Source organism: Domibacillus sp. A3M-37, from assembly GCF_024213455.1.
Lineage (GTDB): Bacteria > Bacillota > Bacilli > Bacillales > Domibacillaceae > Domibacillus > Domibacillus tundrae.
Genome location: NZ_JANAVL010000003.1, coordinates 194,553 through 208,696, shown reverse-complemented (window position 1 = coordinate 208,696; position 14,144 = coordinate 194,553). Strand labels below are relative to the sequence as shown.

At 46.0% G+C, this 14,144-nt stretch carries 13 protein-coding genes; 9 read left to right on the top strand and 4 right to left on the bottom strand.

Going from position 1 to position 14,144, the window contains the following annotated elements; all coding sequences use genetic code 11:
* The first annotated feature begins 21 nt into the window (after positions 1–21).
* The 3 genes from ligA to zupT all read left to right on the top strand — a co-directional run bounded on the left by ligA (position 22) and on the right by zupT (position 4,141).
* The gene (gene ligA, locus NLX67_RS07900; RefSeq protein ID WP_254311159.1) at positions 22–2,031 is read left to right on the top strand and encodes an NAD-dependent DNA ligase LigA; all 2,010 of its coding nucleotides are present in this window, start codon (positions 22–24) and stop codon (positions 2,029–2,031) included.
* A gap of 12 nt (positions 2,032–2,043) precedes the next feature.
* Positions 2,044–3,213 (top strand): CamS family sex pheromone protein, encoded by a 1,170-nt coding sequence (locus tag NLX67_RS07895; RefSeq protein WP_254311156.1) that lies wholly within the window; start codon positions 2,044–2,046, stop codon positions 3,211–3,213.
* 118 nt (positions 3,214–3,331) lie between these two features.
* Positions 3,332–4,141 carry a zinc transporter ZupT gene (gene zupT / locus NLX67_RS07890; protein ID WP_254311153.1) on the top strand — a complete coding sequence of 270 codons (810 nt, stop codon included), beginning with the start codon at positions 3,332–3,334 and terminating at the stop codon, positions 4,139–4,141.
* Between the two features lie 154 nt (positions 4,142–4,295).
* Here the strand turns inward: zupT and NLX67_RS07885 are convergent, their stop codons facing one another.
* Positions 4,296–4,436, bottom strand: a complete 141-nt coding sequence (locus NLX67_RS07885) for a hypothetical protein (protein ID WP_254311150.1) — start codon at positions 4,434–4,436, stop codon at positions 4,296–4,298.
* Positions 4,437–4,838: 402 nt separating this feature from the next.
* Here NLX67_RS07885 and aceA point away from each other — a divergent pair, with 402 nt between their 5' ends.
* From aceA to NLX67_RS07860, 5 genes are all read left to right on the top strand, one after another.
* Positions 4,839–6,128, top strand: a complete 1,290-nt coding sequence (gene aceA / locus NLX67_RS07880; RefSeq protein WP_254311148.1) for an isocitrate lyase — start codon at positions 4,839–4,841, stop codon at positions 6,126–6,128.
* Between the two features lie 168 nt (positions 6,129–6,296).
* Entirely contained in the window at positions 6,297–6,587 is a 291-nt protein-coding gene (gatC, locus tag NLX67_RS07875) for an Asp-tRNA(Asn)/Glu-tRNA(Gln) amidotransferase subunit GatC (RefSeq protein ID WP_046180208.1), read from the top strand.
* A gap of 12 nt (positions 6,588–6,599) precedes the next feature.
* Positions 6,600–8,048: an Asp-tRNA(Asn)/Glu-tRNA(Gln) amidotransferase subunit GatA gene (gene gatA / locus NLX67_RS07870; protein ID WP_254311147.1), complete on the top strand. Its 1,449-nt coding sequence runs from the start codon at positions 6,600–6,602 to the stop codon at positions 8,046–8,048.
* Between the two features lie 15 nt (positions 8,049–8,063).
* Positions 8,064–9,491 (top strand): Asp-tRNA(Asn)/Glu-tRNA(Gln) amidotransferase subunit GatB, encoded by a 1,428-nt coding sequence (gene gatB / locus NLX67_RS07865; RefSeq protein WP_254311144.1) that lies wholly within the window; start codon positions 8,064–8,066, stop codon positions 9,489–9,491.
* Between the two features lie 127 nt (positions 9,492–9,618).
* Positions 9,619–10,392 (top strand): alpha/beta hydrolase, encoded by a 774-nt coding sequence (locus NLX67_RS07860; protein WP_254311141.1) that lies wholly within the window; start codon positions 9,619–9,621, stop codon positions 10,390–10,392.
* A 54-nt stretch (positions 10,393–10,446) separates the two neighbouring features.
* On the opposite strand, the gene NLX67_RS07855 is transcribed toward NLX67_RS07860, so the two are convergent.
* From NLX67_RS07855 to argC, 3 genes are read right to left on the bottom strand one after another with little or no spacing between them, the layout of a single operon-like run.
* Positions 10,447–11,586 carry an acetylornithine transaminase gene (locus NLX67_RS07855; protein WP_254311140.1) on the bottom strand — a complete coding sequence of 380 codons (1,140 nt, stop codon included), beginning with the start codon at positions 11,584–11,586 and terminating at the stop codon, positions 10,447–10,449.
* Positions 11,583–12,347, bottom strand: coding sequence for an acetylglutamate kinase (gene argB, locus NLX67_RS07850; RefSeq protein ID WP_254311138.1), 765 nt, complete (start codon positions 12,345–12,347; stop codon positions 11,583–11,585). Before argB ends, NLX67_RS07855 begins: the two co-directional genes overlap by 4 nt.
* A 12-nt stretch (positions 12,348–12,359) precedes the next feature.
* Entirely contained in the window at positions 12,360–13,397 is a 1,038-nt protein-coding gene (gene argC, locus NLX67_RS07845) for an N-acetyl-gamma-glutamyl-phosphate reductase (RefSeq protein ID WP_254311136.1), read from the bottom strand.
* 168 nt (positions 13,398–13,565) lie between these two features.
* Here argC and NLX67_RS07840 point away from each other — a divergent pair, with 168 nt between their 5' ends.
* On the top strand, positions 13,566–14,129 hold the full coding sequence (locus NLX67_RS07840) for a thioredoxin family protein (RefSeq protein WP_254311133.1): 564 nt from the start codon (positions 13,566–13,568) through the stop codon (positions 14,127–14,129).
* Positions 14,130–14,144 lie beyond the last annotated feature (15 nt).

Here is a 14,144-nt window from a genome sequence, read left to right as displayed (position 1 = left end):
CTTAGAAAGGAGAGTGTATAAATGGATATAAACATGGCGGAACAGCGTGTCAAAGAATTACATGACACGCTAAATAAATACAGCTACGAATATTATGTAATGGATCAGCCGTCTGTGCCGGACTCAGAATACGACCGGCTGTTAAAAGAGCTGAACGAAATAGAAGAGAAGTTTCCTGGATTGCGGACTCCAGATTCACCGACGCAGCGTGTTGGCGGCGCAGTGCTTGATGCGTTTCAGAAAGTACGCCATGACACTCCGATGCTTAGTCTGGGCAATGCGTTTAATGAAGCTGATTTGCGTGATTTTGACCGGCGGGTGGAACAGCTTGTCGGCCATTCCTCCTATTCATACGTATGTGAGCTGAAGATCGACGGACTCGCGGTGGCGCTTAAATATAAAGACGGGTTATTTGTGCAGGGCGCGACCCGCGGCGATGGAACGACGGGTGAAGACATTACCGCCAATTTAAAAACAATCCATTCGATTCCGCTTCGGCTGAAAAAACCGCTCACGATGGAAGTGCGCGGCGAAGCGTTTATGCCGAAGCAGTCGTTTATTGCGTTGAACGCGATCCGGGATGAAAAAGGTGAAGAACCATTTGCCAATCCGCGTAACGCAGCAGCTGGATCACTTCGTCAGCTTGATCCGCGTATTGCTGCCTCAAGAAATTTGGACATTTTTTTATACGGCATTGCGAATCCAGGTCCGCTCGGCATCGAGGCACATAGTGAAGGACTTAATCTGCTTGATTCACTTGGGTTTAAAACAAATAAAGAACGGCGTGTATGCAAGACAATTGATGACGTTATTTCTTATGTGAAAGAGCAGTCGGACAAACGGACAACGCTGCCGTACGAAATCGATGGCATCGTCATTAAGGTCGACTCGCTTGACCAGCAGGATGAGCTCGGCTTTACGGCGAAAAGTCCACGCTGGGCGACCGCGTTCAAATTTCCGGCGGAGGAAGTCGTAACAAAACTGACTGGCATTACACTGAGTGTCGGACGGACAGGTGTCGTCACACCAACCGCCCTGCTGCAGCCAGTTCGTGTCGCTGGTACAACAGTCGGACGTGCTTCGCTTCACAATGAAGACTTAATTCGCGAAAAAGACATTCGGATCGGTGACATGGTCGTTGTGAAAAAAGCGGGCGATATTATTCCGGAAGTGGTCAGTGTGTTGGTTGACCGCCGCACAGGGGCAGAAGAAGAATTTCATATGCCGGATCATTGCCCGGAATGTGAAAGTGAGCTTGTCCGCTTGGAAGAAGAAGTAGCGCTTCGGTGCATTAATCCGCAATGCCCGGCACAAATACGCGAAGGCATGACGCATTTTGTATCCCGTAACGCAATGAATATTGAAGGGCTCGGAGAAAAAGTCATCGCGCAATTATACCGTGAAAAGCTGATTACAGACGTTGCCGATTTATACACGCTTAGCAAGGAAGAACTGGTGAAGCTCGAACGGATGGGTGAAAAATCGGCTGATAACTTGCTGGCAGCCATTGAAACGTCTAAACAAAATTCGCTTGAACGTCTTTTATTTGGCCTTGGCATTCGCCATGTCGGAGCAAAAGCGGCTAAAACGCTGGCTATGGAGTTTGGCACGATGGATCGCTTAAAAGAAACGTCTGCAGAAGAGCTGACCGCCATTCACGAAATTGGCGGCAAGATGGCGGATGCTGTTGTTCTTTATTTTGACCAGCCTGAAGTAGCGGAATTGATTGGAAAATTAAAAGCATCAGGTGTGAAAATGGCATATGAAGGACCAATTCGAACGATTTTAGCAGAAGGAGAATCACCTTTTGCCGGTAAAATAGTTGTGTTGACAGGGAAGCTCTCCCAGCTGACCCGCACAGAAGCAAAAGACCGGATTGAAGCGCTTGGCGGCAATGTAACAGGCAGTGTCAGCAAAAAAACGGATCTTGTCGTCGCTGGAGAAGAAGCGGGCTCCAAGCTTGAAAAAGCAGAAAAGCTCGGCATCGATATATGGGACGAACAGCGATTAATGGATGAACTTACAAAATAAGAGGTGGCTTTTTTGAAAAAGAAATGGGTTCTGGCGGCAATATCCGCCATGATGCTTGCAAGCGGATGTGCACCGGCACTGCAGAACGATGACGAAGTAATACAGGGAAATGGAGACGAAACAACGGCGGTTATACCAACATATCAAATTTCTGAGAACTTTTATCGGACGATTGTGCCGTTTGAGCCAGGCAAAGCACGTGGCCTCGTCGTCTCTAATTTAAATACGCGCTATGATATTGTAGAATTTGAAACTGGCTTAATGCGGATTGCACAGGAAAACTTTTCGCCGGATAATTTCTTTTTTCAGGAAGGACAAGCGCTTGAAGAAGATGTCGTCCGGTCGTGGCTGCGCAGAAAATATACAGATGCGCAGTTGAAAGAAAATGAATTGAAAGCGGAAGAAAACCTTGGCCTTAATCCGATTGATACAGGAGAAGGATCGGTGGAAGAACGTAACGAGCGGGCACCGATTTATTTGGCGCATATTATGGAGCAGGATTATTTAACGAAAAAAGAAGATAATTCACTGCAGCTTGATGGAATGGTCATCGGGCTCGCTCTCAATTCTGTTCATTATTATCAAAAAGAACAATACGGCGCACAGTATGAATTTACGATTCCTGACGAAAAAATCGAAGAAGAAGGCAAAAAAATAGCTGCACAGGTCGCTTCACGCCTTCGTGCCATGGATAAAACGAAAAATATTCCGATTACGATCGCCTTGTTCCAACAGGCTCCGCAAAATTCAGTGACAGCGGGTAATTTTATCGCGTATACGCATCTTGATGCAGGCGATGCAGACACCTCGGATTGGAAAGCGATAGAAGAGGAATATGTTCTGTTCCCGTCCAATGCCGCAGAAGAAGATCACCGTGAAGACTCAACGTATTTTGCCAACTTCAAACAGGACATTGAAACGTATTTCGATAACTTTAATGGGGTAATCGGCCGTGGATTATACAGTGGAGAAGAGCTGACGAGCTTAAAAATTGATATTCCGATTCAATTTTACGGAAAAGCGGAAGCGATTGGCTTTACACAATATGTGACCGGTCTTGTAATGGAGCACTTCCCAGCATATATCCCCGTACAAGTGAGCATTACGTCTACGAGCGGCCCAGAAGCGCTTATTGTTAAAGAAGCTAATGTGGAAGAACCGTATGTCCATATTTACGAATAACTAAAAACCTGATTTGATAAATTTATCAAATCAGGTTTTTTTATTTGCCGGAACAAAAATTGTTGCACCATAGCAACAATTAGCATACACTAATAAAAAAATGAAGAGGGGGGCGAATATGGACGGTAATGTATTATTCGCGCTTAGCCTGACGTTATTTGCTGGTCTTGCTACGGGTATTGGCAGCGCGCTGGCGTTTTTTACGTCCCGCACGAATACAAGGTTTCTTGCCTGGGCGCTTGGCTTTTCGGCCGGGGTAATGATTTATGTATCGATGATTGAAATTTTTGTGAAAGCAAAAGATGCACTCGTTACAGAACACGGTGATAAAACGGGCTATTGGCTGACAGTTATCGGCTTCTTCGCCGGTATTGTAGTGATTGCGATCATTGATAAATTTATCCCATCAGCTGGGAATCCACATGAAACAAAAACGGTAGAAGAATTTCATAAGGAACCGGAACACGACGAATATGCAAGGCTGAGAAAAATGGGTGTTTTCACTGCGATTGCCATTGCCATTCATAATTTTCCAGAAGGAATCGCAACCTTCGCATCGGCCATTCAAGATCCGAACCTGGGCATTGCGATCGCCGTTGCCGTGGCGATTCATAATATCCCAGAGGGCATTGCTGTTGCTGTACCTCTTTATTTTGCAACAGGGGACCGAAAAAAAGCCTTCAAATGGTCGTTTTTATCTGGCTTATCAGAGCCAGTCGGTGCGATTGTCGCCTGGCTCATTTTGATGCCGTATTTAACAGACACAATGTTTGGCATGATTTTCGCTGGTGTGGCTGGAATTATGGTGTTTATATCGCTTGATGAACTGCTGCCGGCCGCGCAAAAGTATGACCAAACCCATTTAGCCATTTACGGTGTTGTATCTGGAATGGCTGTGATGGCGATCAGCTTGCTGCTTCTTTTATAAAAATAAAAAAGCTGAAAGAGGCCATTCTTCCGGCTTCAGGCTGTCGACAAAGTCGTCAGTCTTTTTTTGAAGGGGCCGATAGGTGAAGCAAAAAGAACTTCGCTTTCCGCGGGCAGTGCGTGAGCCTCCTCGTCGCTCCCGCTCCTGTGGGGTCTCACGTCCACCGCTGTTCCCGCAGGAGTCTGCGTCCTTTTTGCTTCACCCCGTTTTTCGGCTGGCTTTTATTCGCGAAAAACGAATGGGGCATCCGTAACGGTCCCGTTTCGGCGCTGTCGCCAGCGGAGCATGTCCCCATGAACCGGCTCTTTTATGGGCTGCTTTTATAGAAACAGCCGCGGCGGGCTTGCGGCAAAGACTCCAGCGGGACTAGCAGGCCAGGTGAGACCGGTGGAGGCGCGCAGCGACGGAAACGAGCTCAGTGCCTGCCCGCGGAACGCGAAGTCGCGAGTCCGCCGCATTTCGGCTCCAATCAGAAAGCTATACACCGCCATCACCAAAGAACAAGGATGAAGAAGAAAAATCAAATGTGCTGACAAAAGGTTTTATTTGTCTACACTCTGAAGCGGGAAGAGGCCATTTTTCCGGCTTTTTTATTTTTTTGAATTTTTTTCAAAAAAGGGTTGGCAAATAAAATAAACTGTTATACAATACAAATTGTAAACAACAAACTGTTTTATAACAAGGGGGATGTTTTAAAATGGGAAATACAACTCAACAGCGGGTAGATCAGCTTCAACAAGCGTGGGGAAATGATGCACGATGGAAAGGAATTGAACGTCCTTACTCGGCCGAAGAAGTGATTAAGCTTCGTGGTTCAATCGATATTGAACACACACTGGCTAAGCGCGGCGCTGACAAACTATGGAGTTTGGTTAATCAGGAAAATTTCGTTAATGCCCTTGGAGCATTGACAGGCAACCAGGCCGTACAGCAAGTAAAAGCAGGATTGAAAGCGATTTATTTAAGCGGCTGGCAAGTAGCGGCAGATGCGAACCTTTCAGGCAACATGTACCCGGATCAAAGTCTTTATCCGGCTAACAGCGTTCCGAATGTTGTAAAGCGCATTAACCAGGCACTTCAGCGTGCAGATCAAATTGCACATATGGAAGGCGACGAGTCGATCGATTATTTCGCGCCAATCGTAGCCGATGCGGAAGCTGGATTTGGAGGACAGCTGAACGTATTTGAGCTAATGAAAGGCATGATCGAATCAGGCGCATCTGGGGTCCACTTTGAAGACCAGCTTTCTTCTGAGAAAAAATGCGGCCATTTGGGCGGGAAAGTTTTGCTTCCTACTCAAGTAGCAGTAAAAAACTTGGTTGCAGCACGTCTTGCGGCTGACGTAATGGGTGCTTCGACTGTCCTAATCGCTCGTACAGATGCCGATGCAGCTGACTTGATCACAAGTGATATCGATCCGGCAGATGCTGAGTTCCTAACTGGCGAACGCACATCAGAAGGTTTCTTCCGGACGAAAGCGGGTCTTGACCAGGCGATCGCACGTGGTCTTGCATACGCACCGTACGCGGATATGATCTGGTGCGAAACATCTGAACCGAATTTAGAGGATGCACAGCGTTTTGCGGATGCGATTCATGAAAAATTCCCGGGCAAATTACTTGCCTATAACTGCTCACCTTCATTTAACTGGAAAGCGAAACTTGATGATAAAACAATCGAGAAATATCAAGTGGAACTTGGAAAGATGGGCTACAAATTCCAATTCGTTACACTTGCCGGCTTCCATACATTGAATTACAGCATGTTCCAGCTTGCGAACGGATACAAAACACGCGGCATGGGTGCATACTCTGAATTGCAGCAGGCCGAATTCGCAGCGGAAAAAGATGGCTACACAGCAACGCGCCATCAGCGTGAAGTTGGAACGGGCTACTTTGACGCCGTGGCTATGACTGTAACAGGCGGCCAGTCTTCAACGACTGCACTGAAAGGGTCAACAGAAGAGGAACAATTCCAGACAAACTAATTTGATACGAACAAAGGGATCTGTCTTACATTGGGGGATGTAAAATAGATGGAGGACCGTCTTCGAAATTGAAGACGGTCCTTCTTTTTGTTTACGGAGGCGCAAATCATGGTAAAATAGACTTTGTGCAATTACTAGCGTACAAATTTTTTACGGAGGTGGATTCCATTGACGCGAATTTCAGAAGAACAAGTACGGCATGTGGCCCATTTGGCTCGCCTTGCTGTCACAGATGAAGAAGTGCATACATTTACGGAACAGCTCGATGCGATCATTACATTCGCCGAGCAGCTGAATGAACTTGATACATCAAACGTGAAGCCCACTTCACACGTTTTAAATATGAAAAATGTATTGCGTGCAGACGAATCGGCACCAGGACTTGACCGGGAAGACGTATTGAAAAATGCGCCGGATCAGCAGGACGGCCAAATTCGGGTGCCGTCGATTATTGAGTAAGGGGGAAAAACTGTGTCATTATTTGATCATAAACTGACGGAGATTCAATCGATGCTTGAAAAAAAAGAAGTGTCAATTCCAGATCTCGTCGATGAATCGTTTAAACGCATCGCCGCAGTGGACAGCGATGTAAAAGCGTTTATTACATTAGATGAAGAAAATGCCCGTAAGCAGGCGGATGAAGCACAAAGCGCCGGCAAAACAGGTATTTTAACAGGCATTCCAATTGGTGTAAAAGATAATATCGTGACAAAAGGTCTTCGCACGACCGCAGCCAGCCAGATTCTTCATAATTTTGACCCGATCTATGATGCAACGGTTGTAAATAAGCTTCGCGAAGCCGGAACAATCACGGTCGGCAAATTAAACATGGATGAATTTGCGATGGGATCTTCAACAGAAAATTCAAGCTTCCAAAAAACACGTAATCCGTGGAACCTCGATCATGTGCCTGGCGGTTCATCCGGAGGTTCGGCTGCATCGGTTGCGGCTGGAGAAGTACCTTTTTCACTCGGCTCCGATACAGGGGGATCCATCCGTCAGCCAGCATCATTTTGCGGCGTCGTTGGCATGAAACCTACATATGGCCGTGTCTCGCGTTTTGGCTTAATCGCTTTTGCGTCATCGCTTGACCAAATTGGCCCGATTACACGCAATGTAGAAGATAATGCTCATCTCTTGGAAGCGATTGTCGGCATCGACTCATATGATTCAACATCTGCGAACGTTCCAGGAGAGAATTTTGCGGCGAGTTTAACAGGCGATATTAAAGGCCTGCGTATTGCCGTGCCGAAAGAATACCTCGGAGAAGGGGTTACGGAAGAAGTAAAACAATCTATTCTTGCCGCGCTGAAAGTGTTAGAAGGACTCGGCGCGACGTGGGAAGAAGTATCGCTGCCGCATTCAAAATATGGCGTAGCGACTTATTATTTGCTTGCCTCATCTGAAGCATCGTCCAACCTGGCCCGTTTTGACGGCATCCGTTACGGCTATCGGGCTGAAAATGCGGATAACTTAATTGATTTGTACAAAAAAACACGTGCAGAAGGCTTCGGTGATGAAGTGAAACGCCGCATTATGCTCGGTACATTCGCGCTCAGCTCCGGCTACTATGATGCTTATTACAAAAAAGCGCAGCAAGTCCGTACGCTTATTAAAAAAGATTTTGAAGACGTGCTGGAAAGCTATGATGTCATCATTGGCCCGACAACACCAACGCCAGCCTTTAAGATCGGTGAAATCATCGACGATCCATTGACAATGTATGCAAACGATATTTTGACGATTCCAGTCAATCTTGCCGGCGTACCAGGCATCTCCGTTCCGTGTGGATTTGCGGAAAATGGACTGCCACTCGGCCTGCAAATTATTGGTCATCACTTTGACGAAAAAACCGTTTATCGTGTTGCTCATGCGTACGAGCAGGCAACTGATTTTCATAAACAAAAACCTGGGCTGTAAGGAGGGGACCAAGCTATGCAATTTGAAACTGTCATCGGACTTGAAGTCCATATTGAATTAAAAACAAACTCAAAAATCTTTTCATCGGCCCCAGCCCATTTCGGCGCGGAGCCAAACACAAATACAACGGTTATTGACCTCGGCTATCCGGGCGTGCTGCCGGTCATGAATGAAAAAGCCGTTGAATTTGCGATGAAAGCGGCAATGGCGATCAACTGTGAAATCGCCGAAGAATCTATCTGGGACCGGAAAAATTATTTCTATCCAGATAACCCGAAAGCATATCAGGTGTCTCAAAATGATAAGCCGATCGGTGAGCACGGATGGGTAGAAATTGAAGTAAACGGCGAAACGAAACGGATCGGTATTACGCGTCTTCATTTAGAAGAAGATGCGGGCAAGCTGACGCATGCCGGCAAGCATTCTCTTTGCGACTACAACCGCCAGGGAACACCGCTTGTCGAAATCGTCTCCGAGCCGGACATCCGTACACCGGAAGAAGCATACGCTTTTTTAGAAAAATTAAAAGCGATTATTCAATACACAGAAGTATCCGATTGCAAAATGGAAGAAGGATCGCTTCGCTGTGATGCGAACATTTCGATCCGCCCATTTGGACAGGATGAATTTGGTACAAGAACGGAACTAAAAAACTTAAACTCATTTAACTTTGTCCGTAAAGGGCTTGAGTATGAAGAAAAACGTCAGGCGGAAGTTGTGTCTTCCGGTGGAAAAGTAGAACAGGAAACACGCCGATTTGACGAATCAACAGGCAAAACCATTTTGATGCGTGTAAAAGAAGGATCAGATGACTACCGTTACTTCCCAGAACCGGATCTTCTGCCTGTTTACATTGACGACGAATGGAAAGAACGTGTCCGTTCATCTATTCCAGAGCTTCCGGACGCACGTAAAAAGCGCTACATGGAAGAGCTTGGACTTCCGGCGCATGACGCGAAAATTTTGACGATGTCAAAAGACATTGCTGACTTCTTTGAAGCGACAGTCGCGGCCGGTGCAGGCGCAAAACAGGCGTCTAACTGGCTTATGGGCGAAGTGCCGGCGTATTTGAATGCGGAAGGCAAAGAGCTGTCGGAAACAAAATTAACGCCAGAAAACCTGGCTGGCATGATTGCCCTGCTCGAAAAAGGGACAATTTCATCGAAGATTGCCAAAACAGTCTTTAAAGAAATCATCGAAAACGGCGGCGATGCAGAAGCAATCGTGAAAGAAAAAGGACTCGTTCAAATTTCGGACGAATCTGCCCTTCTAAAGTTCGTCAACGACGCACTGGACGCAAACCCGCAATCGATTGCCGACTTTAAAGAAGGCAAGAAAAAAGCGATCGGCTTCCTCGTCGGTCAAATTATGAAAGCATCAAAAGGCCAGGCTAATCCGCAGGCCATCAACAAATTGCTTGCGGAAGAAATTCAAAAGCGATAATACTCATGCTGCTTCCTTTCTGAGGAAGCAGTTTTTTTGTTTAATTCCAACTTGACGTGTCGGATAAGATGCGTTAAAGTATACATATCTTATAAAAATAATCGGAATTAAAATGGAGGGCCGCAAAATGAGAGAAGAATATGCTGTAATGCCGGGTGCAGAGTCATTTTATTTAGAAGGAAATGAGATTGGGATTGTTCTGTCTCATGGATTTATCGGTACGCCGCAAAGTATTCGGGACGTGGCGGAAGCACTGAACAAACAAGGGTTTTCCGTGATTGCACCGCGTTTAAAAGGACATGGCACGCACCAGGCCGATATGGAAAAATGCACACATGATGACTGGTATGACAGCTATTTGCGCGCGTACCGCTTTTTAAAAAAACGCGGCAAGCGCATCTTTTTAATGGGGCAGTCAATGGGCGGTACCCTTACGTTAAAATTTGCGGCAGCTCATCAGGATGTTGAGGGCATCATCACGATTAACGCTGCACTCACATTGCCTTCACTTGATCATTTAGGAAACGACCCTGCTCCACGTTTTATTCCAGAAGGGTCTCCTGATATAAAAAAAGAAAATGTTCATGAAATTACTTATGAGGAAGCGCCAGTTGCTTCTATTCGTGAACTGCAAAAATTGATGAAAGAAGTATCGTCTGTCTTAAGCCGAATTCGAGTCCCGGCGCTTTGCATAAAGTCAGCGGTGGATCATGTTGTGCCGCCGGAAAATACGTCGTTTATTTACCAGTCCATTTCATCAACTCAAAAACAACTCATCACGCTAGCGGATTCGTATCATGTGGCAACGATGGATCATGATGCAGACCGCATCGTCGAAGCAGCAGCAGGCTTTATTAAATCTATTGCGCTTAAGCAGGACCAATTGAAAAAAGTTCTTTAAAATAAAGGAAGGCTGTCCGAAATGGACAGCCTTCCTTTGCTTGCAAATAGTGCCTTACTTCTTCAAAATATTCACAATAACATTAACTGCTTTTTCGATTTCTTCCTCTGTGACATTCAAAGGCGGGAGGAGGCGAATGACGTGTGTGCCCGCTGTTAAAATGAGTAGATTTTGTTCTCGCGCTTTCGCTAGAAACGGTCCTGCTTCTTCATTCAGCTCAATGCCGACCATTAATCCTTTTCCTTTGAGCTTTTTAAAAATCGTTTCTTCTTTTAACACTTCATTTAATAAATAACGAAGCTTATCACCTTTTTTCTTCACATCTGTTAAAAAAGAGTCATCGAAAATCGTTGACATTGTTTCTTTCGCCGCGGCGAGCGCGACAGGATTTCCGCCGAAAGTTGATCCGTGTGAGCCGGCTGAAAATGCGTCAGAAAGAGAGGCTTTGCCGATGATGGCGCCGAGAGGGAAGCCGCTTGCGATCCCTTTTGCGACAGATATGATGTCCGGGTTCAAGCCAATATGCTGAAATGCGAACGGCTTGCCGGTCCGGCCGATTCCCGTTTGAATTTCATCAATAATCACGAGAGATCGGTTTTCATGGGCGAGCTTTTCCACTTCTCTTAAGAAATCCACATCGCCTTCATTAATGCCGCCTTCACCTTGAATGACTTCAAACATGACCGCAGCCGTGTTGTCATCAATCGCCGCTTTCAGTGAATCAATATCATTCATCGTCACATATTCAAATGATTCCAGCATTGGTCCGAAGCCCGTTTTAATTTTATCCTGTCCGGTCGCCGCCATTGTCGCAAACGTGCGTCCGTGGAATGAGTCAATAAATGTAATGACTTTTGAGCGTCCGGTTGATTTGCGTGCGAGCTTAATGGCCGCTTCATTCGCTTCTGCCCCGCTGTTTCCAAAAAAGACGAGGTCCAGTCCGGACGCATCAGTCAGCTGTTTAGCCACGTCTTCCTGCAGCTCGATCTGAAATAAATTCGACGTATGCCAAAATTGATTCAGCTGTTCCTCGACTGCTTTTTTCACGTTTTCCGGTGCGTGTCCGAGGTTGCATACGCTGATACCTGACGTGAAATCAAGGTATTCTTTACCATCTTTTGCTGTTAGATAGGCACCTTTTGCTTTAATCGGTGTCACGTCCCATCTTGCATACGTAGGGAATAAATAGCTCAATTTGTTTCCTCCTTATTAAATAAAGTACCGTACCACTTTCCGTCTTCATAAAATGGTTTTTTGCCGGAAACGATATGAACGTGTCCGCAGCTTTCAAGTGCTTTCAGCGCTGTGTTTACTTTTGGGATCATGCCGCCGCTGATCACGCCTGAATTGATCAGCTCGTTTGTTTTAGTGGCGGTTAACGCGGGAATCAACTCTCCATCTTTGAGTACGCCGGGTACGTCTGTCACCATAAGCAGATGATCAGCAGCTAATGCGTAAGCAGCCGCTCCCGCCGCATGATCCGCGTTGACGTTTAAGACGGTTCCATTCGGTCCTTTTGCGATTGGTGTCAATACAGGAAGAAGCCCCGCCTGCAGGAAAAGTTCAAGTACTTGTTTATTTACAGTCGTCACATCGCCGACAAAACCGAGTTCTTCTTTATTAATAAAGTCGGCCTGCAAGATGCCTTGGTCGCTTGATTGAACGCCAATCGCCGGAATGCCCTGATCTTCTAAAAGACGGACGAGCTTCCGGTTCATGCTGCCGGACAGCACAAGTTCTGCTGCTTCTAACACTTCTTTTGACGTCACACGAAGACCATTTTTAAATTCGCTTTTCACATTCATTTTCTCAAGCATCGCATTAATCTCTGGTCCGCCGCCATGAACGAATACGATTTGGTATCCGTCCGCTATGAGCGATTTCATGCTGGAAAAAAAGCTGTCCGATAGTTCTTTTAAGACGCTGCCGCCACATTTTACGACTACTGTTTTCATGTGTGTTCCTCCTTATGGATACATCGGGAAGCCTTTTAGCCCTGCTGTCTCGTCAAACCCAAACATAATATTCGCGTTTTGAATGGCTTGTCCTGCCGCGCCCTTTACAAGGTTGTCGATAACAGAAACGATCACAAGGCGGTTCGTGCGTGTATCGACATCAACTGAAATATCACAGAAGTTCGAGCCGGCTACTTCTTTAATGCCTGGGAATTGCTTCACGGGACGGATGCGGACGAACGGATCGTTTTTGTATGTGTCCACGTAAAGAGCATGAACCTCTTCGGTTGTCATCTCGTTTACAAGTGGCGCGTACATCGTTGCCATAATACCGCGTGAAACCGGCAAAAGGTGCGTTGAAAACGTGATTGGCGCGACCTCTTCATTCCACCAGGAAAGCTGCTGTTCAATTTCCGGAATGTGCTGATGCTCATTTACTTTATAAATACGGAAATTGTCGTTCATTTCTGCAAAGTGAACGAGCGGAGACAGGCCGCGTCCAGCTCCGGACACACCTGATTTCGCGTCGATAATAATGTTTTTCACATCAATGACACCGTTTTTCACAGCGGGTGCGAGTCCTAAAAGTGCAGCTGTAGGGTAGCAGCCCGGGTTGGACAATACTTTGGCTGATTTTATATTTTCCCGGTTCCATTCAGTCAGTCCGTATACCGCATCTGCAATAAACTCTTTTGGAGCGGGCTCTTTTTTATACCACTTTTTATAATCTTCTGTTTCTTTCAGACGGAGATCGCCGGACAAGTCCACCACTTTGGCGTGGCCGCCGGCAAGCTGTGGCGCAAGAGCAGCGGCTGCGCCAGAAGGAACGGCCAAAAAGACAATATCTGATTCTTGTTTGATCACTTCTGTATCAATTTTAGTAAGTGGAAGCGGACAAATGTCTGCCAAGTGGGGATATTCATCTGTGACAGGAACACCGTCTTTGCTTGATGAATATACAGCGTGCAGATCAAAGTCAGGATGATTGGATAAAAGACGTATAAGTTCAATACCCCCGTAGCCGGAAGCACCGATTACTGATGCTTTCATTAGAAAACTCCTTTGTATTTTTATTTATATTTATTAATAATTATTAAGTTGTATTCTCTCATTATAAAATTGTCCTCACTTTAAATCAACCGATTTTGTCAAATGCTTTGTTTTTGTGCATAATGGTGGAAGGGGATGTTTTGAAAATCCGTAACGGAGGAACAAAAAATGAATTTGCAGGAATGGTTTGAAAAAGGACTGACACCTGAGGAGTATATACATGATATGTCGGATCATAAGGAAAATCTTCTCCATGTACTGAAGAATTTTCATTTGTCCGGTGAAGAAGCTTCGCTCATCACCAAGCTGAGGGAAGCGAATTGGCGTGTCGTTGTATTAACGGAAGACTGGTGTGGTGACGCGATGGTGAATGTGCCGATCTTGCTTGCGATAGCGAAAGCAGCAGATATGGATGTCCGGCTTTTGCACCGGGATGAAAATCTTGAGTTGATGGATCAATATTTGACAAATGGCACATCACGGGCCATTCCGATTTTTATTTTTATAGATAAAGAGGGACATGAGCAGGCCGTCTGGGGACCACGTGCGCCGGCTGTACAAGAAATGGTAACGAATTACCGCTCCTCGCTTCCGCCGCGTGATCATGAAAAATTTGAAGAAAAAAGCCGTGAGATGATTGAAAAGCTGACGGAAACATATCGGACGGACGAATCGATCTGGCAGGAAATCTACCAGAGCATCAAAACAACGATGGCGGAACGATTATATTAATAGCAGAAAGACTGG

Coding starts and splice junctions, on each gene's coding strand:
- ligA (WP_254311159.1), top strand. CDS start 22: ATGGATATAAACATGGCGGAACAGCGTGTCAAAGAATTACATGACACG.
- zupT (WP_254311153.1), top strand. CDS start 3,332: ATGGACGGTAATGTATTATTCGCGCTTAGCCTGACGTTATTTGCTGGT.
- NLX67_RS07885 (WP_254311150.1), bottom strand. CDS start 4,436: ATGGGGACATGCTCCGCTGGCGACAGCGCCGAAACGGGACCGTTACGG.
- aceA (WP_254311148.1), top strand. CDS start 4,839: ATGGGAAATACAACTCAACAGCGGGTAGATCAGCTTCAACAAGCGTGG.
- gatB (WP_254311144.1), top strand. CDS start 8,064: ATGCAATTTGAAACTGTCATCGGACTTGAAGTCCATATTGAATTAAAA.
- NLX67_RS07860 (WP_254311141.1), top strand. CDS start 9,619: ATGAGAGAAGAATATGCTGTAATGCCGGGTGCAGAGTCATTTTATTTA.
- argB (WP_254311138.1), bottom strand. CDS start 12,347: ATGAAAACAGTAGTCGTAAAATGTGGCGGCAGCGTCTTAAAAGAACTA.
- argC (WP_254311136.1), bottom strand. CDS start 13,397: ATGAAAGCATCAGTAATCGGTGCTTCCGGCTACGGGGGTATTGAACTT.
- NLX67_RS07840 (WP_254311133.1), top strand. CDS start 13,566: ATGAATTTGCAGGAATGGTTTGAAAAAGGACTGACACCTGAGGAGTAT.